General features: G+C 65.9%; 25 protein-coding genes. 8 read left to right on the top strand and 17 right to left on the bottom strand.

Annotated elements, in window-relative coordinates:
• From era to rpoZ, 7 genes are all read right to left on the bottom strand, one after another.
• On the bottom strand, window positions 1-610 hold a 610-nt coding region (gene era / locus VGC77_RS06515; protein WP_331170760.1), incomplete at its 3' end, for a GTPase Era.
• Window positions 611-614: 4 nt separating this feature from the next.
• Complete coding sequence (rnc, locus tag VGC77_RS06510) at window positions 615-1,457, bottom strand: ribonuclease III (protein WP_331170759.1); 843 nt, start codon at window positions 1,455-1,457, stop codon at window positions 615-617.
• Window positions 1,454-2,212 carry a signal peptidase I gene (lepB, locus tag VGC77_RS06505; RefSeq protein ID WP_331170758.1) on the bottom strand — a complete coding sequence of 253 codons (759 nt, stop codon included), beginning with the start codon at window positions 2,210-2,212 and terminating at the stop codon, window positions 1,454-1,456. Before lepB ends, rnc begins: the two co-directional genes overlap by 4 nt.
• Window positions 2,213-2,479: 267 nt before the next feature.
• On the bottom strand, window positions 2,480-2,899 hold the full coding sequence (acpS, locus tag VGC77_RS06500) for a holo-ACP synthase (RefSeq protein ID WP_331170757.1): 420 nt from the start codon (window positions 2,897-2,899) through the stop codon (window positions 2,480-2,482).
• Complete coding sequence (locus VGC77_RS06495) at window positions 2,896-3,663, bottom strand: pyridoxine 5'-phosphate synthase (protein WP_331170756.1); 768 nt, start codon at window positions 3,661-3,663, stop codon at window positions 2,896-2,898. Before VGC77_RS06495 ends, acpS begins: the two co-directional genes overlap by 4 nt.
• A gap of 31 nt (window positions 3,664-3,694) precedes the next feature.
• A complete protein-coding gene (locus VGC77_RS06490; protein ID WP_331170755.1) occupies window positions 3,695-5,986 on the bottom strand; it encodes a bifunctional (p)ppGpp synthetase/guanosine-3',5'-bis(diphosphate) 3'-pyrophosphohydrolase in 2,292 nt (763 codons plus the stop codon).
• 392 nt (window positions 5,987-6,378) lie between these two features.
• Window positions 6,379-6,771: a DNA-directed RNA polymerase subunit omega gene (gene rpoZ / locus VGC77_RS06485; RefSeq protein ID WP_011473080.1), complete on the bottom strand. Its 393-nt coding sequence runs from the start codon at window positions 6,769-6,771 to the stop codon at window positions 6,379-6,381.
• 346 nt (window positions 6,772-7,117) lie between these two features.
• On the opposite strand from rpoZ, the gene VGC77_RS06480 reads away from it, so the two are divergent.
• Together VGC77_RS06480 and VGC77_RS06475 are read left to right on the top strand one after the other, a co-directional pair.
• Window positions 7,118-7,744 (top strand): NYN domain-containing protein, encoded by a 627-nt coding sequence (locus VGC77_RS06480; RefSeq protein ID WP_331170754.1) that lies wholly within the window; start codon window positions 7,118-7,120, stop codon window positions 7,742-7,744.
• Between the two features lie 21 nt (window positions 7,745-7,765).
• A complete protein-coding gene (locus tag VGC77_RS06475) occupies window positions 7,766-8,404 on the top strand; it encodes a uracil-DNA glycosylase (protein ID WP_331170753.1) in 639 nt (212 codons plus the stop codon).
• Between the two features lie 18 nt (window positions 8,405-8,422).
• Here the strand turns inward: VGC77_RS06475 and VGC77_RS06470 are convergent, their stop codons facing one another.
• The 6 genes from VGC77_RS06470 to VGC77_RS06445 all read right to left on the bottom strand — a co-directional run bounded on the left by VGC77_RS06470 (window position 8,423) and on the right by VGC77_RS06445 (window position 12,226).
• Window positions 8,423-8,998, bottom strand: a complete 576-nt coding sequence (locus VGC77_RS06470; RefSeq protein ID WP_331170752.1) for a peroxiredoxin — start codon at window positions 8,996-8,998, stop codon at window positions 8,423-8,425.
• Between the two features lie 20 nt (window positions 8,999-9,018).
• The gene (smpB, locus tag VGC77_RS06465) at window positions 9,019-9,492 is read right to left on the bottom strand and encodes an SsrA-binding protein SmpB (protein ID WP_011473077.1); all 474 of its coding nucleotides are present in this window, start codon (window positions 9,490-9,492) and stop codon (window positions 9,019-9,021) included.
• 10 nt (window positions 9,493-9,502) lie between these two features.
• Window positions 9,503-9,919, bottom strand: a complete 417-nt coding sequence (gene mscL / locus VGC77_RS06460; protein ID WP_331170751.1) for a large conductance mechanosensitive channel protein MscL — start codon at window positions 9,917-9,919, stop codon at window positions 9,503-9,505.
• Between the two features lie 45 nt (window positions 9,920-9,964).
• Window positions 9,965-10,855, bottom strand: coding sequence for a 4-hydroxy-tetrahydrodipicolinate synthase (dapA, locus tag VGC77_RS06455; RefSeq protein WP_331170750.1), 891 nt, complete (start codon window positions 10,853-10,855; stop codon window positions 9,965-9,967).
• Window positions 10,856-11,028: 173 nt separating this feature from the next.
• Window positions 11,029-11,436 carry a (R)-mandelonitrile lyase gene (locus VGC77_RS06450; protein WP_331170749.1) on the bottom strand — a complete coding sequence of 136 codons (408 nt, stop codon included), beginning with the start codon at window positions 11,434-11,436 and terminating at the stop codon, window positions 11,029-11,031.
• Window positions 11,437-11,521: 85 nt separating this feature from the next.
• Window positions 11,522-12,226, bottom strand: a complete 705-nt coding sequence (locus tag VGC77_RS06445) for a ribonuclease activity regulator RraA (RefSeq protein ID WP_331170748.1) — start codon at window positions 12,224-12,226, stop codon at window positions 11,522-11,524.
• 220 nt (window positions 12,227-12,446) lie between these two features.
• Here VGC77_RS06445 and pxpB point away from each other — a divergent pair, with 220 nt between their 5' ends.
• The 3 genes from pxpB (at window position 12,447) to VGC77_RS06430 (ending at window position 15,037) form a co-directional block, all read left to right on the top strand.
• Window positions 12,447-13,181, top strand: a complete 735-nt coding sequence (gene pxpB, locus VGC77_RS06440) for a 5-oxoprolinase subunit PxpB (RefSeq protein ID WP_331170747.1) — start codon at window positions 12,447-12,449, stop codon at window positions 13,179-13,181.
• Complete coding sequence (locus tag VGC77_RS06435) at window positions 13,178-14,182, top strand: biotin-dependent carboxyltransferase family protein (protein ID WP_331170746.1); 1,005 nt, start codon at window positions 13,178-13,180, stop codon at window positions 14,180-14,182. The genes pxpB and VGC77_RS06435 overlap by 4 nt, the downstream gene beginning before the upstream one ends.
• A gap of 87 nt (window positions 14,183-14,269) precedes the next feature.
• Entirely contained in the window at window positions 14,270-15,037 is a 768-nt protein-coding gene (locus VGC77_RS06430) for a 5-oxoprolinase subunit PxpA (protein ID WP_331170745.1), read from the top strand.
• Between the two features lie 3 nt (window positions 15,038-15,040).
• On the opposite strand, the gene VGC77_RS06425 is transcribed toward VGC77_RS06430, so the two are convergent.
• Window positions 15,041-15,193 (bottom strand): hypothetical protein, encoded by a 153-nt coding sequence (locus tag VGC77_RS06425; RefSeq protein ID WP_331170744.1) that lies wholly within the window; start codon window positions 15,191-15,193, stop codon window positions 15,041-15,043.
• A gap of 234 nt (window positions 15,194-15,427) precedes the next feature.
• Between VGC77_RS06425 and rimO the strand changes: the two genes are divergently transcribed.
• A complete protein-coding gene (gene rimO, locus VGC77_RS06420) occupies window positions 15,428-16,753 on the top strand; it encodes a 30S ribosomal protein S12 methylthiotransferase RimO (protein ID WP_331170743.1) in 1,326 nt (441 codons plus the stop codon).
• 92 nt (window positions 16,754-16,845) lie between these two features.
• Here the strand turns inward: rimO and VGC77_RS06415 are convergent, their stop codons facing one another.
• Window positions 16,846-17,820, bottom strand: a complete 975-nt coding sequence (locus VGC77_RS06415; RefSeq protein ID WP_331170742.1) for a quinone oxidoreductase — start codon at window positions 17,818-17,820, stop codon at window positions 16,846-16,848.
• A gap of 88 nt (window positions 17,821-17,908) precedes the next feature.
• The gene (gene pcsA, locus VGC77_RS06410) at window positions 17,909-18,643 is read right to left on the bottom strand and encodes a phosphatidylcholine synthase (protein WP_331170741.1); all 735 of its coding nucleotides are present in this window, start codon (window positions 18,641-18,643) and stop codon (window positions 17,909-17,911) included.
• Window positions 18,644-18,776: 133 nt separating this feature from the next.
• On the opposite strand from pcsA, the gene VGC77_RS06405 reads away from it, so the two are divergent.
• Window positions 18,777-19,982, top strand: a complete 1,206-nt coding sequence (locus VGC77_RS06405) for a UbiH/UbiF family hydroxylase (RefSeq protein ID WP_331170740.1) — start codon at window positions 18,777-18,779, stop codon at window positions 19,980-19,982.
• 19 nt (window positions 19,983-20,001) lie between these two features.
• On the opposite strand, the gene VGC77_RS06400 is transcribed toward VGC77_RS06405, so the two are convergent.
• Window positions 20,002-20,955 (bottom strand): AEC family transporter, encoded by a 954-nt coding sequence (locus tag VGC77_RS06400; RefSeq protein WP_331170739.1) that lies wholly within the window; start codon window positions 20,953-20,955, stop codon window positions 20,002-20,004.
• A gap of 123 nt (window positions 20,956-21,078) precedes the next feature.
• On the opposite strand from VGC77_RS06400, the gene hspQ reads away from it, so the two are divergent.
• The coding region (gene hspQ / locus VGC77_RS06395; protein WP_331170738.1) for a heat shock protein HspQ at window positions 21,079-21,374 on the top strand (296 nt) is incomplete at its 3' end.

Here is a 21,374-nt window from a genome sequence, read left to right as displayed (position 1 = left end):
GGAAGCGCAAGGGCGCGTCCGAAAGCTGGTCTTCCGGGTAGAGCCAGGGGCCGGGCGGCAGGCGCGTCTCCAGCCAGGCCAGTATGTCCTTGACGCCGTAGCCGGTCAGTGCCGCGACCATGAAGGTGGTCTCGAACTGCGTCCGCTCGTTCACCTTGGCGGTGATCTCGAGCAGCTTCTCCTTCGGCACCGTGTCGATCTTGTTGAGGATCAGGAATTTCGGCTGCTTCAGCTCGGCGAGCTTCTCCAGCAGCACGGTGTTTTCCTCGTGCTCGAAGCGAGCCACATCGATCAGCACGCCGATCAGGTCGGCGTCCGTGGCGCCGCCCCAGGCGCTCGTCACCATGGCGCGGTCGAGACGGCGCTTGGGCGCGAAGATGCCGGGTGTGTCGACGAAGATGATCTGCGCCGGGCCGGACATCGCGATGCCCCGCACCTGGGTCCGCGTCGTCTGCACCTTGCGCGACACGATCGAGACCTTGGCGCCGACGAGCTGGTTGAGCAGCGTCGACTTGCCGGCATTCGGCGCGCCGATCAGCGCGACGAAGCCGCAGCGCGTCGCAACCGGCTCGGCCACGGATTCGGTGTCGGACTCAACGTGATCGTTCAAAACATCATCCTTCGTTGCCGCCGGAGCTGACGCCCTCGCGGGCCAGCATCACCGAGGCTGCGACTTTCTCGGCGGCGCGCTTGCTGCCGCCGACGCCCTCCGCGGGTTGCAGACCGGGCAGATCCACCGCGACGCGGAATTGCGGATCGTGGTGCGGCCCGGTGCGTTCGACCTCGCGATAGACCGGGGTCGGCAGACCCTTGCCCTGCGCCCATTCCTGCAAAATTGTCTTGGCGTCGCGCAAGGGCCGCACCGGCTTGCGCATCCGCTCCAGCCAGTTGCGCTGCACGAAGCTCTCGGCAGCGGGATAGCCGCCGTCGAGAAACACCGCGCCGATCACGGCTTCGCAGATGTCGCCGAGCACCGATTTGCGCAACCGGGCGCCGGCGCCGGCGCCGACCGTGCCGAGCTTGATGCCGTCCAACAGGTCGAGGCTGCGCGCGACGTCGGCGCAGGTCTCCTTGCGCACCAGATCGGCCAGGCGCTTCGACAGTTCGCCCTCATCGGCGTTGGGAAACGCCCGATACAGCATGTCGGAGACCACCAGGCCCAGCACGTGATCGCCGAGAAACTCCAGCCGCTGATAGCTATCGGCGCGGTTGCGCGCCGACTTCAGCGCGGAGACATGGGTGAACGCCGTCGTCAGCAGCACCGGATCGGCGAAGGCGTGGCCGATCCGCGCCTCGATCGCGGCGGCGGCGGCCTTGGCGTCGGCCTTGCTGCGCCGCTTACGCGCCGCCGCGGCTTCCCGACCGGGGTCGGCCGCGGCCGCGGCCGGGGCCGCCGGCGCAGACGTCGCGGGCGTGGACGCGGGCACGGTTTCGATGCTGGTGGTGTCCTGCGTCATCGCACGATGTTGAAGATACGATTCCAGCGCACCGCGGTCGGCCAGCGCCAGATCTGCCAGGCGTGTTCGCCTTCCGCGATCGAGAAGAAGATCATCTGCGCGCGGCCGATGATGTTCTCGAACGGCACGTAGCCCACCGCCGACAGCACCCGGCTGTCGGTGGAGTTGTCGCGGTTGTCGCCCATCATGAAGAAGTGGCCGGGCGGCACGTTGTAGACGTTGGTGTTGTCGTAGAAGCCGTTGTCGACGCAATCCAGCGATTCATAGCTGACGCCATTGGGCAGCGTCTCCTTCCAGCGCTTGACCCGCGCGGTGGCGTCGGAGCCGCAAGGGTCCTCGCCGACGAAATCGCTCAGCCGCTCGCGCTTCACCGGCACGTCGTTGATGTAGAGCAGGCCCTCTTTCATCTGGATGCGGTCGCCCGGCAATCCGATCACCCGCTTGATGTAGTCGGTGGAATCGTCCTTCGGCAGCCGGAACACGACGACGTCGCCGCGCGCCGGCTCCGAGCCGAAGATCCGCCCGGAGAAGATCGGCGGCGACAGCGGCAGCGAATAATGACTGTAGCCGTAGGAATATTTCGAGACGAACAGGTAGTCGCCGACCAACAGCGTCGCCTTCATCGAGCCGGAGGGAATGTTGAACGGCTGAAACAGCACGGTTCGGATCACCAGGGCGATGATCAGGGCGTGGATCACGACGCGAATGGTCTCGCCGATTCCGCTTTCGGTTTTGGTCCCTGAGGTCACGCTCATCGCTTTCTCATTCCCGTCGCGTAAGCCGCGCAGCGGCAGTGTTCTCAACAGAAGCGTGGCCGCTTCGCGATGAGACGTGATGTGTTGGGCGATTCCCCCCGGCCCGCGGGTCGCGGCTGGCGGGCGCCGCGAGCCGATGGAGACTCCGCGCGGGTTTTAGACCGTTGTTTCCATCCGCGCAATCAACGGCTCCCGGAAAACTTTCTAATCACATGATCTATCAGCGATTTTTAGTTTCGGCCGGAAATCTTGCAACAGCCTTGCCGTTCACGGTCTTGCGATGGCGACCGCCGAAATGATGACGAAGGCCTGGGCCAGCGGCCAGTCGTCGGTGATCGACAGGTCGATCCGCGCCTCATAGCCCGGCGGGGTCATGGCGTCGAGCCGGGCCTTGGCGCCGCCGGTCAGCGCCATGGTCGGCCGGCCACCGGGCAGGTTCACCACCCCCATGTCCCGCCACCACACGCCGTCGCGGATCCCGGTGCCGAGCGCCTTGGAGCAGGCCTCCTTGGCGGCGAACCGCTTGGCATAGGTCGCCACCACCATCTTCTCGTTCTTGGCGCGGCGCGCCGCCTTGGCGCGCTCGGCGTCGGTGAACACCCGCTCGAGAAACCGTTCGCCGTGGCGCTCGATCACCTTGGCGACGCGGCGGATGTCGATCAGGTCGGAGCCGATGCCGAGGATCACGCGGTCGCCTCCAGGGTCTGACGGCCGCGCAGCATCGCGGCGCGCATGGTGCGGATCGACTGCGGCAGCCCCACGAACAGCGCCTCCCCCATCAGATGAAAGCCGATATTGAGTTCGGCGATCTGGGGCAGCGCCGAGATGGTCTCGGCGGTCGCATAATCCAGGCCGTGGCCGGCATGGACTTCCAGCCCCACCGACTGCGCCAGTTCGACGCCCGCCACGATGCGCTGCCATTCGGCCGCGGCCTTGTCGGCGTTGCCGGCCTCGACCGCGTCGCACCAGGCGCCGGTGTGCAGCTCGATCACCGGGGCATGCAGCTTCGCCGCGACCTCGATCTGCGCCGGATCGGCGGCGATGAACAGCGAGGTGCGGATCCCGGCGTCGTTGAACCGGGCGATGAACGGCGCCAGCGTGTTGTGGTGGCCGATGACGTCGAGGCCGCCCTCGGTAGTGACCTCCTCGCGGCGCTCCGGCACCAGGCAGACCGCGTGCGGCTTGGTGGCGAGCGCGATCTGCACCATGTCGGGCGTCGCCGCCATCTCGAAATTCAGTGGTTTGGAAATCTCGGCCTTGAGCCGCGCCATGTCGGCGTCGCGGATATGGCGGCGGTCCTCGCGCAGATGCGCGGTGATGCCGTCGGCGCCGGCCTCGATCGCCGCCAGCGCCGCGCGCAACGGATCGGGGTGCTTGCCGCCGCGGGCGTTGCGCAGCGTGGCGACGTGATCGACATTGACGCCGAGGCGCAGCGGGAGAGCTTTGGTCATGGAGAACTCGCGGAAGATCAGGAACTAAGGGTCAGCCGTTCACCCGCTCGACCTTGGCCACCACCGCCTTGGCGCGGAGCTGGGCGATGATGGCGCTGAGATGCTTGAGGTCATAGACCTCGAGGTCGATGGTGAGTTCGGTGAAATCCGGCGAGCGCCGGCTCATATTGATGTTGTCGATGTTGCCGTCGTGCTCGGCGATCACGGTGGCGATCTGGGCGAGGCTGCCGGGCTCGTTGACGTTCTGTACGAACAGCCGCGCCGGAAAGCGTTGCGGCGTGGTTTCGTCGACGTCCCATTTGACGTCGAGCCAGCGCTCCGGCTCTTCCTCGAAATCCTTCAAGGCCGGCGACTGGATCGGATAGATGGTGATGCCCTCGCCCGGCGAGACGATGCCGACGATGCGGTCGCCGGGCACCGCGCCGCCGTTCGGCGCGAATTTCACCGGCAGATCGGAATTGATGCCGCGGATCGGGATCACCGAGGTGACCCGCGCCGCGCCGCCCGGCGCCTTTAACTTGGCGTTGTCGGCCGGATCGCGCTTGCCGGCGAAGCGGCCGAGCCGCTCCTCCTTGTAGTCCGGATACATCGCGCGGGCGACGTCGGAGGCGCGCAATTCGCCGCGTCCGACCGAGGCCATCACCTCGTCGATCGACGGCCGCGCCAGTCGCGGCAGCGCGCCCTTCAGCTTGTCGTCGGCATATTCGATCTTGGCGCGGACAAACAGGCGCTCGACGATGCGGCGGCCGAGCCCGGCATATTGGTCGCGCACCGCGGTGCGGGTGGCTCTCCGGATCGCGGCGCGGGCCTTGCCGGTGACCGCCAGCGATTCCCAGGCCGAGGGCGGCGCCTCCTGGGCCGCCGAGGTCAGCACCTCGACCTCGTCGCCGTTCTGCAATTCCGACGACAGCGGCGCGAACTTGCCGTTGATCTTGCAGCCGACCGCCGAATTGCCGACGTCGGTATGCACCGCATAGGCGAAATCGATGACATTGGCGGCGCGCGGTAGCGCGATCAGCTTGCCCTTCGGGGTGAAGCAGAACACCTGATCGTGGAACAGTTCGAGCTTGGTGTGCTCCAGAAACTCTTCCGGATTGGAGCTTTCCGACAGCACCTCGATGGTGTGGCGCAGCCAGGCGAAGGCGTTGCTCTCGCGCTTCAGCATTTCGGTCGGCGAGCCGACGCCGTCCTTGTAGAAGGCGTGCGCGGCGATACCGATCTCGGCGATCTGGTCCATCTCCTCGGTGCGGATCTGCAGCTCGACGCGCTGCTGGCCGGGGCCGATCACCGTGGTGTGGATCGAACGATAGTCGTTCTGCTTCGGCGTCGAGATGTAGTCCTTGAAGCGGCCCGGCACCACCGGCCAGGTGGTATGGACCACGCCGAGCGCGCGGTAGCAGGCCTCGACATCCTTCAGCACCACGCGGAAACCGTAGATGTCGGAGAGCTGCTCGAAGCCGACCGATTTGCGCTCCATCTTGGTCCAGATCGAGAACGGCCGCTTGCGCCGTCCGGTGACCTCGGCGGAGAGTCCGTTCTTGGCGAGGTTGGCGGAGAGCTGGGTCTCGATCTCGCCGATCAGGTTGCGGTTGCGCTCGGCCAGCGAATCCAGCCGCTGCATCACCACCGCGAAGGCGTCCGGGTCGAGGCTCTGGAACGAGAGGTCTTCCAACTCCTCGCGCATCTCCTGCATGCCCATGCGGCCGGCCAGCGGCGCATAGATGTCCAGAGTCTCCTCGGCGATGCGCTGCCGCGACGCCGGCGGCACGAATTCCAGGGTGCGCATATTGTGCAGCCGATCGGCGAGCTTGATCAGCAGCACCCGGACGTCGTTGGAGATCGCCAGCAGCAGCTTGCGCAGGTTTTCCGCCTGCTTGGCCTCCCGGGAAACCAGCTCCAGGCGCTTCAGCTTGGTCAGCCCTTCGACCAAAGCGCCGATCTCGTGACCGAAGATATTGTCTATTTCGGTGCGGGTTGCCTCGGTATCTTCAATCGTATCATGAAGCAAAGCGGCGACGATCGTGGCGTCGTCGAGCTTGAGATTGGTGAGGATCGCCGCCACTTCCAGGGGATGCGAGAAGTACGGATCGCCGGACGCCCTGGTCTGCTCGCCATGCGCCACCATGGCGTAGACATAGGCGCGGTTCAGCAGGTCTTCGTCGGTATCCGGATTGTAGGAGCGGACCCGCTCGACCAGATCATATTGCCGCATCATCCGCGAGCGCGGCCGCGCCGGCTTCACCGCGGCGGCGGCCGGTTTCATCACCACGACCGTGCCGGCCGCAGCTTCCATCTGCCGTGAATTCCGGCGCCAATACGCCATCCAACCTTAACCTCTTTGCGCGCGCAGCCCTCGGAACCCGCGGGGGCCGCGCAATGAGATTCAGTCCTTCGTCATGGCCCACCGACGTTCGGACCGCGGATTCGAACCAAATGCAGGCTGTTCAAAGCCTTCGACGGTCGGAGCCGGCGTCTTCCGATCGCGGTCTCGCGCACCGGAACGAAGGCCAAGTCCCCGACTTTAGAGAGTTCTGCGATGAAGTGAAGCCGTTTCGCTGATCCGCCGCCCGGCAGTCTTAGGACCGCGGCCGCGCCTCGTACACCCCGCAATCGGCGATTGCGCAGCACGCCAGCTCTGCACGTGCCGAATAGAAAACGGCCCGGAAACCGCCCGGGCCGTGCCAAATCCTTGCAAATCCGGGATGAAAGCCGGCGCTACTCGTCTTCTTCGGGCTGTTCCTCGGGCGGCGCCAGGCCTTCGAGACCCTTCAGCAGCTCTTCCTCGGTCATCCGTTCCGGCGCCACCTCGGTGTCGTCGGCGTCGACGCTGGCGCCGGCGGAACCGATCAACGGCACGGTATCGGGCTCCGGCTCGTCGACTTCGACGAATTTCTGCAGCGAATGCACCAATTCCTCGCGCAAATCCTCGGGCGAGATGGTTTCTTCAGCAATTTCCCGCAACGAAACGACCGGATTTTTGTCATTATCGCGATCGATGGTGAGTTGCGATCCGGACGAGATCATCCGGGCGCGGTGCGCAGCCAGCAGGACCAAGTCGAACCGATTATCGACCTTATCAATACAATCTTCCACGGTGACGCGCGCCATCGACTGTCGCTCCGTTAAATGGGACCGAATATGCGGGTTATGACCGCTAGGTATAGGGGGTTAGCGGTTTCCGCAAGAACCAATTTGCCATTTGCCGCCGGTTCGGCGCTATCCGGGCTCGCGGGCCGCGGGCTGTGAAAAAACCGCTTTCGCATCGGAGAGGACAACAAAACGCCTGTATTGGTCGCACAAAAGTATACACTCACCTGGCTTGCGTTGTTTGGCCGGCGGTGATGACTGTGACGGTCTGCAGGGAATTTTACGCCCACAAACGCCACTTTGAAATGCGCGGCAGCCTCTTGCCGCGCCAAAAACCTTAACAACAAACCTACCGTGAGAAAACTTGATGTCCTCTGCTAGCAGCAAAATCGCGCTCTTCATTGACGGAGCCAACCTTTATGCCACCGCGAAGACGCTTGGCTTCGATATTGATTACAAGCGATTGCTCAAGGAATTTCAGAGCCGCGGCACATTGGTGCGGGCGTTCTATTACACCGCCATCATCGAGGATCAGGAGTACTCGTCGATTCGGCCGCTGATCGATTGGCTCGACTACAACGGCTATACCGTCGTCACCAAGGCGACCAAAGAATTCATCGACGCCTCCGGCCGGCGCAAGGTCAAGGGCAACATGGACATCGAGCTTGCGGTCGACGCCATGGAGCTGGCCGAGCACATCGACCAGATGGTACTGTTCTCCGGCGATGGCGACTTCCGCTCGCTGGTCGAAGCAGTGCAGCGCCGCGGTGTCCGCGTCACCGTGGTGTCGACGATCTCCAGCCAGCCGCCGATGATCGCCGACGAATTGCGCCGCCAGGCCGACGTCTTCACCGATCTGGTCGAGCTGCAGTCCAAGCTCGGCCGCGACCCGGCGGAACGCCCTGCCCCGCGCGAGCCGCGCCATACCCCGCAATTCCTGCAGCGCGCCACCACCACGGCGCCGCGCGTCGACGACGACGAGTTCGAAGACTAAGCGCCGGGCCGGTCGGCGGCGATGGCCGTCGCGCGAACCGAACCCGACCGGAACTGTCCGTTGTGCCCGCGGCTGGTGGAATACCGGCTGGCGGTGCGCGCCCGCGAGCCGGACTGGTTCAACGCCCCGGTGCCGAGCTTCGGCGACGCCAATGCGGCGTTGCTGATCGTCGGGCTGGCGCCCGGCGTGCAGGGCGCCAATCGCACCGGCCGGCCGTTCACCGGCGACTTCGCCGGCGACCTGCTGTATTCCACGCTGATCGATTACGGCTTTGCGGAAGGCGTCTACCAGGCGCGGCCGGACGACGGCTTACGGCTGGTGGATTGCCGGATCGCCAATGCGGTGCGTTGCGTGCCGCCGCAGAACAAGCCGCTGCCGATCGAGATCGCCACCTGCCGACGCTTTTTGCTGGCGACGATGGAGGCAATGCCGAAGCTGCGCGCGATCGTCGCACTCGGCCGCGTCGCCCATGATTCGATGCTGAAGACGCTGCAACTCCGCGCCGCCGCGGCCCCGTTCGCGCATGGCGCCGTGCACCAAGCAGGCCGCGTCAGGCTGTACGACAGCTATCATTGCTCGCGCTACAATACCAATACGCGGGTGCTGACGCCGCAGATGTTCCGCGAGGTGTTCGCGCGGGTGCGCGAGGATCTCGGCTGAGGCCGCGCCCGCCGCGGCCTACGCCGGATGGGCGCGCAGCCAGTCCAGCACGTCGGCGGCGTTACGGTCCGGTGGAAACACCGGATAGAACACGTGGCTGATGCGGGCGTCGTCGATCACCAGCGCCAGCCGCCTCAGCAGCGTCAGCCCCGCGACCTCAAGCGTCGGCAGTGCCAGCGCCTTGGTCAGCGCCAGCTTCTCGTCCGACAACACCGGAAACGGCAGGTGCAACCGCGCCGCCATCTCCACCTGATAGGCGTAGGACTGCGTCGACAGCCCGAATACCTGGGTGGCGCCGGCGGCCTTCAGCTCGGCGAACAAATCCCGGAACGCGCAGGTCTGCGGCGTGCAGCCGCGCGCGCCGGGGATCATGTCCCAATCGTCGACCAGCGCGATCTTGCCGGGCTCGCCGGTGCGCGGATAGGCGAACACCACGCTACGCCCCGGCAGCGCCGCCAGCGTCACCATGCTGTCGTCGGTGGCGCGCAGGTCGATCGGCGGTATCGCCGCGCCGAGCAGATGCGCCGCCGCGCCGTCATCGAGCGGCGCCGGAATCTGGCTCCAGTCGACCTCGAGCAGGTTCTTCTGAATCATATCCGATCCTCGCCGCAGGCTCAGCCCCGCGCCCGCATGATGCGGCCCTTTTCCCGGCTCCAGTCGCGCTTCTTCTCGGTGTCGCGCTTGTCGTGCAGCTGCTTGCCCTTGGCGAGCGCGAGCTGCAGCTTCACCCGGCCGCGCTCGTTGAAATACATCTTCAGCGGCACCAGGGTCATGCCCTGGCGCTCCACCGCGCCCATCAGCTTGTTGATCTGCTTTCGATGCAGCAGCAATTTGCGCGGCCGCTTCGGCTCGTGGTTGAAGCGGTTGGCCTGCAGATATTCCGGAATATTGGCGTTGATCAGCCAGATCTCGCCGTCCTTCGGGTCGGCATAGGATTCCGCGATGGTGCTCTTGCCGTTGCGGATCGATTTGACCTCGGTCCCGGTCAACGCGATGCCGGCCTCCAAGGTGTCCTCGATCGCATAATTGAACCGCGCCTTGCGATTTTCCGCGATCACCTTGATCGGGCGTTCGTTCTTCTCGGCCATAAAAATCCAATCAGCGCCGCATGGTCTTCAGGATATCGCGGATCTCAGTTAGTAAATCTTCTTCCCGGCTCGGCTTCGGCGCCGGCGCCGCTTCATCCTTGCGCTTCAGCCGGTTGATCACCCGGATCACCAGGAACAGCACGAAGGCGACGATCAGGAAGTTCAGCGTCAGCGTCAGGAAATTGCCCCAGGCCAGCACCGCGCCCTGCTTCTTGGCGTCGGCGAGGTTGGTCGCCGTCACCGCACGCGACAATGCGGTGAAATAGTTGGAGAAGTCGAGACCGCCGGTGATCGCGCCGATCAGCGGCATGATGATGTCGCCGACCAGCGAGGCGACGATGGCGCCGAACGCGGCGCCGATGATGACGCCGACCGCCAGATCGACGACATTGCCTTTCATCGCGAATTCGCGGAATTCCTTCAGCATGCGTTCCTCCCCGTCGTTCCGCGCCGACGTTGTGGTCGGGCGGAGCTAGTTGACCAGTCCGGCGTGCATCATGGCGCTGCGGATCGCGGCCCGGGTCGGCTCGGACACCGGAATCAGCGGCAACCGCACCTCTTCCTGGATCCGGCCGAGCAGCGCCAGGCCGTGCTTGGCGCCGGAGACGCCGGGCTCCTTGAACACCGCGTCGTGCAGCGGCACCAGCCGGTCCTGGATCTTCAGCGCGGCGGCATAGTCACCCTTGAACACCGCGGCCATCAGGTCGGCACAGGGCTTCGGCGCCACGTTCGACACCACCGAGATGCAGCCATGGCCTCCCGCCGCCATATAGGCCAGCGCCGTCATGTCCTCGCCGGAGAGCTGGATGAAATCCGGCCCCATGGCGTGGCGCTGCTGCGACACCCGGCCGAGATTGGCGGTGGCGTCCTTGACGCCGGCGATGTTCTTCAGTTCGAACAGCCTCGTCATGGTGTCGACCGACATGTCAACCACCGAGCGCGGCGGGATGTTGTAGATGATGATCGGAATCCCGACCGCGTCGTTGACCGCCTTGAAGTGCAGATACATGCCCTCCTGGGTCGGCTTGTTGTAATACGGCGTCACCACCAGCACCGCGTCGGCACCCGCGGCCTCGGCATGCTTAGCCAGTTCGACCGCCTCCGTGGTGGAATTGGAGCCGGCGCCGGCGATCACCGGGACCCGGCCCTTGGCCTCGTCCACGCACCATTCCACCACCTTGTGGTGCTCGGCATGGCTGAGCGTCGGGCTCTCGCCGGTGGTGCCGACCGGCACCAGGCCGGCGGTTCCCTCGGAGATCTGCCAGTCCACCAGCTTGCGAAACGCCTCTTCGTCGAGCGAACCATTCTTGAAGGGCGTGACCAGGGCGGTGAAAGACCCCCGAAATGCAGTGGTGGTGGCCAAAGCTGTTCTCCTGACTCGTCGCGGCCTCGCAACAACACGCCGCGCCTGACTATTTTCAAAGCAATTCATACCGGGTCTGCCGCGGCGGCGAAAGGTCCGTGTCCGGATACGAGCCGGCGCCACCCTGCATCGGTCGGCCTCCAGGGCGACCGGCCCGCCGCCGCGCGGTGCCCTCAGCCGGCGACCGGCGCGGCGTAATCGGCGTCGCTGACCCGTTCCAGCCAGGTCGCGGCGCTGCCATCCAGCGCCTCCTGCATCGCGATATGTGTCATGCCGTTGCTTGGCGCGGCGCCGTGCCAGTGCTTTTCGCCGGGCGGAATCCACACCGTATCGCCGGCGCGGATTTCCCGCAGCGGACCGCCTTCGGTCTGCACCCGGCCGACGCCGTCGACCACATACAGCGTCTGGCCGAGCGGATGGGTGTGCCAATGGGTGCGGGCGCCCGGCTCGAACGTCACCCGCGTCGCCATCAACCGGGCTGGCGCTGGCGCCGCCACGATCGCGTCCTGCCACACCGTGCCGGTGAAATACTCCGCCGGCGCAGCGCGCGTCGGCCGCGATCCGGCCTGATAGATCTCCATGGCCTGCTCCTCCCATCGGCGCGGCCATTATTGGCCGCGTCCATCTATTGCCGACTTGAACGGCGACGCGGCGTGACGCGCCGCGTTACGACTTGGCCTTCCAGGCCGCGTAGCGCGCCTTGGTCTCCTGGTTCATCGGATACAGTCCCGGCAGCACCGCGCCGGCATTGACCTCATTGACGATCCAGCCCTCCATGCGTTCCTGCTCCTCGCCCTCGGCGAGCACGTGATCGAGCAACGCCTGCGGGATCAGCACTGCACCGTCCTGATCGGCGACCACGATGTCGCCCGGGAACACCGCGACGCCGCCGCAACCGATCGGCTCACCCCAGCCGACGAAGGTGAGGCCCGCCACCGAGGGCGGCGCCGCCGCGCCGTTGCACCACACCGGCAGCCCGGTGCCGAGCACGCCTTCGAGATCGCGCACCACGCCGTCGGTGATCAGCGCCGCCACGTTGCGCTTGGCCATCCGCGCGCACAGGATGTCGCCGAAGATGCCGGCATCGGTGATGCCCATCGCGTCGACCACGGCGATCGCGCCTTCCGGCATCGCCTCGATCGCGGTGCGGGTGGAGATCGGCGCCGACCACGACGCCGGCGTCGCCAGATCCTCGCGCGCCGGCACGAAGCGCAGCGTGAAGGCTTCACCGACCAGACGGCTTTGTCCGGCACGCAACGGCCGCGCGCCGCGCATCCAGACGTTGCGCAGCCCGGTCTTCAGCAGCACGGTGGTGATGGTCGCGGTGGAGACGCGAGCAAGAATAGCTTTGGCTTCGGCGGTCAACGACATGAATGGGCTTCCGGTGAGATGAACTGGAAACCTATCTTGCTGCTGACGGATGCGGCGTCAAGCCGCGCAAACAGGCAACTGCGCTGTGAAACCAACGACCCATTACCAGAGTTTATCGTGCAGTGACGCGCGGGTTTATGCCCGACGCGCTCAGTGCGATGTGAATTTTACTCCGCGCTGAAACACGCTATGAGACGTTCAGCAAATGAGTTTGGAGGCTATGGTCGCACCCCTTCCCCCGCCCCGTATCTTGCCCAGTGGCGACGCCGCAATCACCGTCGAGTTCGGCCGTGAGATCGATCAGCGCGCCAGTGAGCGCGTGCTGCAACTCGATCGTGCGCTGGCCGCCGCCCCGATCGCCGGCGTTACCGAAACCGTGCCGACCTATCGCTCGTTGCTGGTGCACTACGATCCCGAACAGATCAGCTTCGACGTGCTCGGCGAACAACTGATCGCGCTGGCGCAAGCCGATGCAGCGCCCGCGCCGGCCAGCATCCGGCATTGGCGGATTCCTGTGTGCTACGGCGGAGAGTACGGCGTCGATCTCGAAGACGTCGCCACCTCGCTCGGCCTCTCGGCCGACGAAGTGGTGCGGCGTCACGTCGCCGGTGATTACCGGGTGGCGATGATCGGCTTCACGCCGGGCTGGTCCTATCTCAGCGGCCTCGATCCGGCGTTGACGATGCCGCGGCGTCAGAGCCCGCGGCTTTTGACGCCCGCCGGCACGATCTCGATCGGCGGGGTCCAGGCCGGCGTGCAATGCCTGCCCGGCCCGAGCGGCTGGCATTTGTTGGGGCGCACGCCGGTGCGAACCTATCAGTTGCATCGCGAGCCGATCTTTCTGCTGGACCCCGGAGACGTGGTGAATTTCTTTGCGATCGACGACAAACAATTTGCCGAGCAGGACGCCGCCGCCGAGCAAGGCGCCGTGGTCGCCGAATTGGTGGCGTCATGAGCAAGCTGATCATCGACAACATCGGCCCCGCGAGCTCGGTGCAGGACGCCGGACGGCACGGCACGCAGCGCTACGGCCTGCCGCCGAGCGGCGCGATGGATCCGCTGGCGCTCGCCGTGGCCAATGCGCTGGTCGGCAACGCGTTGTTCACAGCCGCAATCGAGATCGGCCCGCTCGGCGCATCGTTCACCGCGCGCGGCCCGCTGCGCGTGGCGCTCAGCGGCGCGCAGCGTCCCGCCGATATTTCCGGACGTGCGTTGGCGAACAACGGCTCCGCCACGCTGCAGGATGGCGAGGTGCTGCGGCTCGGGGTGGCGCGCGGCGGCGTGTTCAGCTATCTGGCGATCGAAGGCGGCATTCAGGGCGAGCCGATGTTCGGCAGCCTCGCGGTCAACGCCCGCGCCGGGCTCGGCAGCCCGTATCCGCGGCCGTTGCAGCCGGGCGATGAAATCTCCGCCGCCGCGGCCGGCGACGCGCCCGATCAACGCATCGAATTGCCGGCTGTGCCCGAGCTGCCGATCCGCGTGGTGCTGGGGCCGCAGCACGACGAGTTCGGCGACGCCGGGCAATCCTTTCTCGACAGCGAATGGCGGATCTCGGCGGCCAGCGACCGGATGGGCTATCGGCTGGAGGGTCCGACCATCCCGCATCTGCACGGCCACAACGTGGTCTCCGACGGCACCGTCAACGGCAGCATCCAGATTCCCGGCAACGGTCAGCCGATCGTGCTGATGCCCGACCGCGGCACCACCGGCGGCTATCCGAAGATCGCCACCGTGATCACCGCCGATCTCGGACGGTTGGCGCAGACCCAGGCCGGGCGCGGCTTCCGCTTCAAGTCGATCGGCATGGCCGAGGCGCAGGCCGAGTATCGCGCGATGGCGCGGCGGTTGCGCGGCCTGCCCGGCCTGGTCCACGCGGCGCGCAGCTCCTGGCTCGACGTCGACGCTTTGCATACGGTCAACGTCGCCGGCATCGCGGTCAGCGCCTTCGACGGCTGATCGGGGGCATGATCCGGAAAACCGGATCTCGGTTTATCGCGGGATCCGGCGCGACAATCGTCCCACCCAACGGAATGAATCACTGACATGACCTCAATCGATCTGAACTGCGATCTCGGCGAAGGTTTCGGCGCCTGGCAGATGGGCAACGACAAGGCGATGATCGGGCTCGCCAGCAGCGTCAACATCGCTTGCGGCTTTCACGCCGGCGACGCCGACATCATGCGCAACACCGTGGCGCTGGCGAAGGCCGGCGGCGTCAGCATCGGCGCACATCCGGGCTACCGCGATCTGCACGGCTTCGGCCGCCGCCCGGTCGCCGGGCTCAGCGCCGCCGAAATCGAAAACCTGGTGGCGTATCAGATCGGCGCGCTGCAGGCGGTGGCGGCGCTGGCCGGCCACGCCGTGACCCACGTCAAGGCGCACGGCGCGTTGTCCAACGTCGCCTGCGAGGACGACATGACGGCGAACGCCATCGCCGCGGCGATCAAGGCGGTCGACCGCAAGCTGATCTTCGTGGTGCTGGCGAATTCGCGGCTGGTCAAAGCCGGCGAAGCCGCGGGCTTGCCGCTGGCGCATGAGGTGTTCGCCGATCGCGCCTATGAGGACGACGCCACGCTGGTGTCGCGCAAGAAACCCGGCGCGGTGCTGCACGATCCGGTGCAGATCGCTGCGCGCGTGGTGCGAATGGTCGAGGACGGCGCAGTGGTGTCGGTCACCGGCAAGGTGATCAAGATGCGCACCGACACGGTGTGCATCCACGGCGACACGCCGGGCGCGGTCGAGATCGCCCGCGGCGTGCGGCAGGCGTTGACCGAGGCCGGCATCGCGGTGGCGCCGTTCGCCGGCGGCTAAAGCTTAGAACGGGTGGGTCGACAGCGTGCCGAAGATCACCGCGGCGATCAACGCCAGCGCGGCATAGGGCACGAGTTCCAGGATCTGCTGGCGCAGCCATGCCGGCGCGGCCGCCGCGCGCAGGTTCAACCTGCCCTCCAGTGATGACTCGCTCATGTTCCGTCTCCAGATCCAGCCTGATAGGAAATGACGAACCGGGTTCGAGCAAGGGGCCTGGGAAAAAAGCGATGCCGGCACCGCGCCGAGCCGCCAAACCAGCCGATTTTTCTCTGCCTCGGGTTTGCCACAGGCATTTCATTCGCCGTCCGGACCGCCCCAGCGGCCTGGTGCAGCCTTGTATTGTGTCCGGATCGGGGTTAGCTGCTGCCATTCAACCGGACAGATCAGACCATGAACCAGGCGGCGGCCCCCAAAGTCAGCTTCGTTTCGCTCGGGTGCCCGAAGGCGCTGGTGGATTCCGAGCGCATCATCACCAGGCTGCGCGCCGAGGGCTATGAGCTCGCCCGCAAGCACGACGGCGCCGACCTGGTGATCGTCAACACCTGCGGTTTTCTCGACAGCGCCAAGAAAGAATCGCTGGGCGCGATCGGCGACGCCATGGCGGTCAACGGCAAGGTGATCGTCACCGGCTGCATGGGCGCCGAGCCCGAGCAGATCGAGGCCGCCTACCCCAACCTGTTGTCGATCAGCGGGCCGCAGCAATATGAGAGCGTGCTCGACGCGGTGCATCGCGCGCTGCCGCCGCTGCACAATCCGCATGTCGACCTGGTGCCGGCGCAAGGCATCAAGCTGACCCCGCGGCACTACGCTTACTTGAAGATTTCCGAGGGCTGCAACAACCGCTGCAGCTTCTGTATCATCCCGAAGCTGCGCGGCGATCTGGTATCACGCCCGGCCGGCGAGGTGCTGCACGAGGCCGAAAAACTGGTGAAGGCCGGGGTCAAGGAATTGCTCGTGGTGTCGCAGGACACTTCGGCTTACGGCGTCGATCTGAAATACGCCGAGAGCCCGTGGCAGGACTGCGGCGTGCGCGCCCGGTTCTACGATCTTGCGAAAGAACTCGGCGAACTGGGCGCCTGGGTGCGGCTGCAATACGTCTACCCCTACCCGCATGTCGACGAGGTGATCGAGCTGATGACGCGGGGCAAGGTGCTGCCCTATCTCGACATCCCGTTCCAGCACGCCAGCCCGGACGTGCTGAAGCAGATGAAGCGCCCGGCGGCGCAGGACAAGACGCTGGCGCGGATCAAACGCTGGCGCGAGCAATGTCCCGAACTCACTTTGCGCTCGACCTTCATCGTCGGCTTTCCCGGCGAAACCGACAGCGACTTTGCCTATCTGTTGGACTGGCTGGAGCAGGCCGAGATCGACCGCGTCGGCGCGTTCAAATACGAAGCGGTGCGTGGCGCCACCTCAAATGCGCTGCCGGATCAGGTCAGCGACGAGGTCAAGCAGGAGCGCTGGAACGCGCTCATGGCGCGGCAGCAAAAGATCTCGGCGCGGCGGCTGAAGCGTAAGGTCGGCACCAGGCAGCAAGTGATCGTCGACGAGGTCGGGCCTAGCGTGTCGAAGGGCCGCTCGAAGGCCGACGCGCCGCAGATCGACGGCAGCGTGTATCTGACCAGCCGCCGCCCGCTGCGGGTCGGCGAGATCGTCACCGCCAAGATCGAGCGCGCCGACGCCTACGACCTGCACGGCAGCGTCGCGGGGTTTTAGCCAGACAAGTAGTTCGCCGTCATCCTGAGCAGCCCGGCGGCGCGCGCAGCGCGAAACCGGGCGTCTCGAAGGATGACGACACTTGCAGACACTTACGGCTTCAAGATCGACGCGCCGGTGGTCGCCCGGCTTTCCAGATCGATATGCGCCTTGGCGACGTCCTTCAGCGCATAGGCGTGGTTGATCTGGATGTGCAGCGTGCCGGCGATGATCGCCGAGAACAGCGCGTCGGCGCCTTCGATCAATTCCGAGCGCTTGCTGATATAGTCGTTGAGCTTCGGTCGCGTGGCGAACAGCGAGCCGTGGTTGTTGAGCTCGGCCAGCGCGAACGGCGGCACCGGGCCGGAGGCGTTGCCGAAACTGACGAACAGCCCGCGCGGCTTGATGCAGGACAAGGAACCCGGGAAAGTCGACTTGCCGACGCCGTCATAGACCACGTCGCAGAGTTCGTTGCGGCTGATCTGCTTGACCCGCGCGACAAAGTCTTCCGCGGTATAGATGATGACGTGGTCGCAGCCCGCCGCCAGCGCGATGTCGGCCTTGGCCTTGGAGCCCACCGTGCCGATGACGTTGGCGCCGAGCGCCTTGGCCCATTGGCAGGCCAGCAGCCCGATGCCGCCAGCCGCGGCGTGGATCAGCACGCGGTGCCCCGGCTCGACCTTGAAGGTCTTGTGCAGCAGATACCACACCGTCAGCCCCTTCAGCATCAGCACCGCGCCCTGCTCGTAGGTGATGTGATCGGGCAGCTTGACCAGCTTGTCGGCGGGGATATTGCGCTCGGTGGCGTAGGCGCCGAGGTTGTAATAATAGGCGACGCGGTCGCCGGGATGGAAATTGGTCACCCCGGGGCCGACCGCGACCACTTCGCCGGCCGCCTCGTTGCCCGGAATGAACGGCGACGACGGCGCCTTGTAAAGGCCGGTGCGGAAGTAGACGTCGATGAAGTTCAGGCCGACGGCATGCTGGCGAATCCGCACCTCGCCGAGCCCGGGGTCCGGCAGATCGATCGCCTCATAGACCAGGGCTTCCGGTCCTCCGACCTTGTGCACCCGTACCGCCTTCGTCATCCAGTCCTCCTCGAAATCGCCGCGCCAAACGAAGGCTATCGTCGCATCAATGTCAACTAGATCGCTTGCCGTAAGGCACCGATCGCGATCATCGACGGCCAAGCCTCACAAGGCGAATGACCGCGTCGCCGCAGCCGATGTAAAGCGCGATCGCGCACAACGACGTGGTGACCGTCACGTGCACTTGGAAATCCTCGACCAGCACGAAGACCGCCAGCACCGCCCACAGCGCGATCAGCGCCAGGTTGAGCACCCGCAGCCGCTGCACACGAACCGGATGGATCACATGGATCGGGACGAAGGTCAGCACGATCAGCGCGGCGACGGCGAGGCTGGCCAGCCATGGCGAGGGATGCAGCAGAAACAGGTAGAACGCCGCCGCGTTCCACAACGCCGGAAAGCCGCGGAAGTGATTGTCCTTCGTCTTCATGCGACGGTCGGCGAAGTACAACGCGCTGCTCATCACGATGCCGATGCCGAGCAACGGGGCGGCAAGTGGCAGCAGCAGGCCGGAGGCGGTGATCGCATAGGCCGGTACGAACACATAGGTAACGAAATCGACCACCAGATCGAGCGTGTCGCCGGACCAGTCCGGCTGCAGCCGCGCCACTTCGAGCCGGCGCGCCAACGGCCCGTCGAGCGCATCGACCAATAGTGCCACGCCGAGCCAGCCGAACATCGCCGCCCAATGTTCGCGGACCGCTTCCAGCAGCGCCAGCAGCGCGATGCCGGCGCCGAGCGCGGTCAACAAATGGACGCCGAACGCTGCGGCGCGCCGCGCGCGTGAGGATGACGGCAATTCGGGCTGGCCTGGCGAGGTCATTGATCGGCTGCCTATCAGGAAATCTGCGGTTTTGCATATCCGCCGCCATGACCGCCGGCCGCGCGAATCAGAACAGCGCAATTCTGCACCGGGGCGGGCTTGAAAAAGCCCCCGCGAGCGTCAATTGTGAGCCATGAACGAACTTCTCCCCCAGCCTGAGCATTTCGACGCCGTCGTGATCGGCGGCGGCCCCGCCGGCCTTGCGGCCGCGATCGCCCTCGCGACCAGCGGCGCCAGCACCGCCCTGGTCGCCCGCCAGCAGCCCTATGCCGACAATCGCACCACCGCCCTGCTCGGCGATTCGGTCGATCTGTTGGAGCGGCTCGACGTCTGGCGGCGCTGCGCCGGCAAGTCGGCGGCGCTGCGCATGATGCGGCTGGTCGACGACACCGGCCGGCTGATCCGCGCCCCGGAGGTGCGGTTTGCCTCGAGCGAGATCGGGCTCGACGCGTTCGGCTACAACATCGACAACCGCACGCTGATGCTGGCGCTGGAGGAGCGCGCCGCCGAACTGCCCAGCCTCACCCGGTTCGACGACGAGGCGGCGAGCGTCGTTCCCGACGAGACCGTGGTCACGATCACCACCCGGCACCACGGCGAGACGTTTTCGGCTGCCCTGGTGGCCGGTGCCGACGGCCGCAAATCCGCCTGCCGTGAGGCCGCCGGCATCAAGCTGAAGAGCCGCGCGCTGAACCAGTCGGCGTTGACCTTCAACGTCAGCCACGCCCGGCCGCATCAGAATATCTCCACCGAATTTCACACCGCGCATGGTCCCTGCGTGTTCGTGCCGCTGCCCGGGAAACGCTCCAGCGTGGTCTGGGTCGGCGAGCCCGCGGACTCCGAACGGCGGATGGCGTTGAGCGACGCCGAGCTTTCGGCAGCCGCCGAGCGGCAATCGCATTCCATCCTCGGCGCCATGTGCGTCGAGCCGGGCCGCAACCTGTTTCCGCTGGCGATCGAGGCGCCCGATCATTTCGCCGCGCGGCGCATCGCGCTGGTCGGCGAAGCCGCGCATGTCATTCCGCCGATCGGCGCGCAGGGGCTGAACCTCGGCCTGCGCGACGCCGCCGACCTAGCCGAGATCGTGCGCGCGGCGCTCGCCGACGGCGAGGATCTCGGGTCAGAAGCGGTGCTGACGCGGTTCGAAAACGCCCGCCGGATCGACGTCGCCAGCCGCACCCTGGCGATCGACGTCGCCAACCGCTCGCTGCTTAGCGAGCTGTTGCCGGTGCAGGCGGCGCGCGCGCTCGGCATGCATCTGCTCGGCGGCGTCGGCCTGCTACGACGGCTGGCGATGCGCGAGGGCTTGGCGCTGGCCTGGCGGCCGGGCCGCCGCTGATCGAGATTAGTGTCGAGACTTAGTGAAACGCGATCCGGTCGGTGCTGATCAGCCACATCACGCAGGTCAGCGTCAGCACCGACACGAAGGTGCCGATCAGCACCGCAACCGACGCCGGTTCGACCCAGCTGTCGTATTGCCGGGCGATCACGAACACGTTCAGTGCCGGCGGCAGTGACGCCATCAGCACCGCGGTCTCCGCCCATTGCGGCGTGAACGGCCCCAGCGCGATCATCAGCAAGGCCACGATCAACGGGTGCAGCACCAGCTTGGCCACGACGATGGCGGGGATCTCCCACGGCACCCGCCCGAACGGGCGAAGGGCCACGGTGACGCCGAGCACGAACAGCGCCACCGGCGCTGCGGCGTTCTGCAAAAACAGCAGGGTATTGTCGACCGCCACCGGAGCCTGCAGATGCAGGGCCGCGGCCAGCGCCCCGCAATAGGCCGCGACGATCAGCGGATGAAAGACGATGGCGCGCAGCACCATGCCGATGGTCGATAGCAGCGGCCCGCGGTCGCCGCCGGTCAGCGCCATCAGCAACGGCACGATCGAAAACAGCAGAACGCTGTCGAAGCAGAAGATCAGCGCGGTCGGCACCGCGGCCTTGGTACCGAGCACCGCCAGCGCCAGCCCCGGCCCCATATAGCCGATATTGCCGTAGCCGCCGGCCAGCGCCGCGATCGTGGCCTCGCGCAGCGACAACCCGCCGATCCAGCGGCCCGCCGCCCCCGACAGCAGGAAGGCGCAACTGGTGCCGAGCGTGGTCGCCACCACGAACGGCAGGTTGTTGAGTTCCTCGAATGGCGTCCGCGACATGATCCGGAAGAACAGCGCCGGCAGCGAGACGTACAGCAGGAAAAAATTCATCCAGGCGAGGCCGTTTTCCGGCAATCGTTTCCACCGGCCGCAGGCAAAGCCGACAAAGATCAGGCCGAAATAGGGAAGCGCCAGGTTCAGGATGTCGAGCATTGATGAATCGACGTTATTTTTGATTATGGGGGCCCGGTCGGGCGGCCCGGGGGTGGCGGGGCGAGCCGCGATTCATCGGTTTACCCCTAGCATCGGCCACAATCCTGGTTTATTCGACGAAGGATGATCAAGACCAGAACCGCCAGGTTTCAGATTGGACAGATCGTGCGTCACCGGATCTTCTCATTCCGGGGCGTGATTTTCGATATCGATCCGGAATTCAACAACACCGAGGAGTGGTGGCTGTCGATCCCTGAAGAGGTTCGGCCGCACAAGGATCAGCCGTTCTATCACCTGCTCGCGGAGAATTCGGATTCCGAATACGTCGCCTATGTCTCCGAGCAGAACCTGCTGCCGGACTACTCCGGCGAGCCGATCCGCCACTCGCAGGTCGCCGAGATATTCATCAAGGACAAGTC

The organism is Rhodopseudomonas sp. (assembly GCF_036404135.1).
GTDB lineage: Bacteria > Pseudomonadota > Alphaproteobacteria > Rhizobiales > Xanthobacteraceae > Rhodopseudomonas_A.
This window is presented reverse-complemented; position numbering and strand designations above follow the sequence as displayed.

Bases quoted from the DNA above. Each gene is read 5' to 3' on its own strand.
- rnc (WP_331170759.1), bottom strand. From the start codon at position 1,457: ATGACGCAGGACACCACCAGCATCGAAACCGTGCCCGCGTCCACGCCC.
- lepB (WP_331170758.1), bottom strand. From the start codon at position 2,212: ATGAGCGTGACCTCAGGGACCAAAACCGAAAGCGGAATCGGCGAGACC.
- VGC77_RS06495 (WP_331170756.1), bottom strand. From the start codon at position 3,663: ATGACCAAAGCTCTCCCGCTGCGCCTCGGCGTCAATGTCGATCACGTC.
- VGC77_RS06490 (WP_331170755.1), bottom strand. From the start codon at position 5,986: ATGGCGTATTGGCGCCGGAATTCACGGCAGATGGAAGCTGCGGCCGGC.
- rpoZ (WP_011473080.1), bottom strand. From the start codon at position 6,771: ATGGCGCGCGTCACCGTGGAAGATTGTATTGATAAGGTCGATAATCGG.
- VGC77_RS06480 (WP_331170754.1), top strand. From the start codon at position 7,118: ATGTCCTCTGCTAGCAGCAAAATCGCGCTCTTCATTGACGGAGCCAAC.
- VGC77_RS06475 (WP_331170753.1), top strand. From the start codon at position 7,766: ATGGCCGTCGCGCGAACCGAACCCGACCGGAACTGTCCGTTGTGCCCG.
- VGC77_RS06470 (WP_331170752.1), bottom strand. From the start codon at position 8,998: ATGATTCAGAAGAACCTGCTCGAGGTCGACTGGAGCCAGATTCCGGCG.
- smpB (WP_011473077.1), bottom strand. From the start codon at position 9,492: ATGGCCGAGAAGAACGAACGCCCGATCAAGGTGATCGCGGAAAATCGC.
- mscL (WP_331170751.1), bottom strand. From the start codon at position 9,919: ATGCTGAAGGAATTCCGCGAATTCGCGATGAAAGGCAATGTCGTCGAT.
- VGC77_RS06450 (WP_331170749.1), bottom strand. From the start codon at position 11,436: ATGGAGATCTATCAGGCCGGATCGCGGCCGACGCGCGCTGCGCCGGCG.
- VGC77_RS06445 (WP_331170748.1), bottom strand. From the start codon at position 12,226: ATGTCGTTGACCGCCGAAGCCAAAGCTATTCTTGCTCGCGTCTCCACC.
- pxpB (WP_331170747.1), top strand. From the start codon at position 12,447: ATGGTCGCACCCCTTCCCCCGCCCCGTATCTTGCCCAGTGGCGACGCC.
- VGC77_RS06435 (WP_331170746.1), top strand. From the start codon at position 13,178: ATGAGCAAGCTGATCATCGACAACATCGGCCCCGCGAGCTCGGTGCAG.
- VGC77_RS06430 (WP_331170745.1), top strand. From the start codon at position 14,270: ATGACCTCAATCGATCTGAACTGCGATCTCGGCGAAGGTTTCGGCGCC.
- VGC77_RS06425 (WP_331170744.1), bottom strand. From the start codon at position 15,193: ATGAGCGAGTCATCACTGGAGGGCAGGTTGAACCTGCGCGCGGCGGCC.
- rimO (WP_331170743.1), top strand. From the start codon at position 15,428: ATGAACCAGGCGGCGGCCCCCAAAGTCAGCTTCGTTTCGCTCGGGTGC.
- VGC77_RS06415 (WP_331170742.1), bottom strand. From the start codon at position 17,820: ATGACGAAGGCGGTACGGGTGCACAAGGTCGGAGGACCGGAAGCCCTG.
- pcsA (WP_331170741.1), bottom strand. From the start codon at position 18,643: ATGACCTCGCCAGGCCAGCCCGAATTGCCGTCATCCTCACGCGCGCGG.
- VGC77_RS06405 (WP_331170740.1), top strand. From the start codon at position 18,777: ATGAACGAACTTCTCCCCCAGCCTGAGCATTTCGACGCCGTCGTGATC.
- VGC77_RS06400 (WP_331170739.1), bottom strand. From the start codon at position 20,955: ATGCTCGACATCCTGAACCTGGCGCTTCCCTATTTCGGCCTGATCTTT.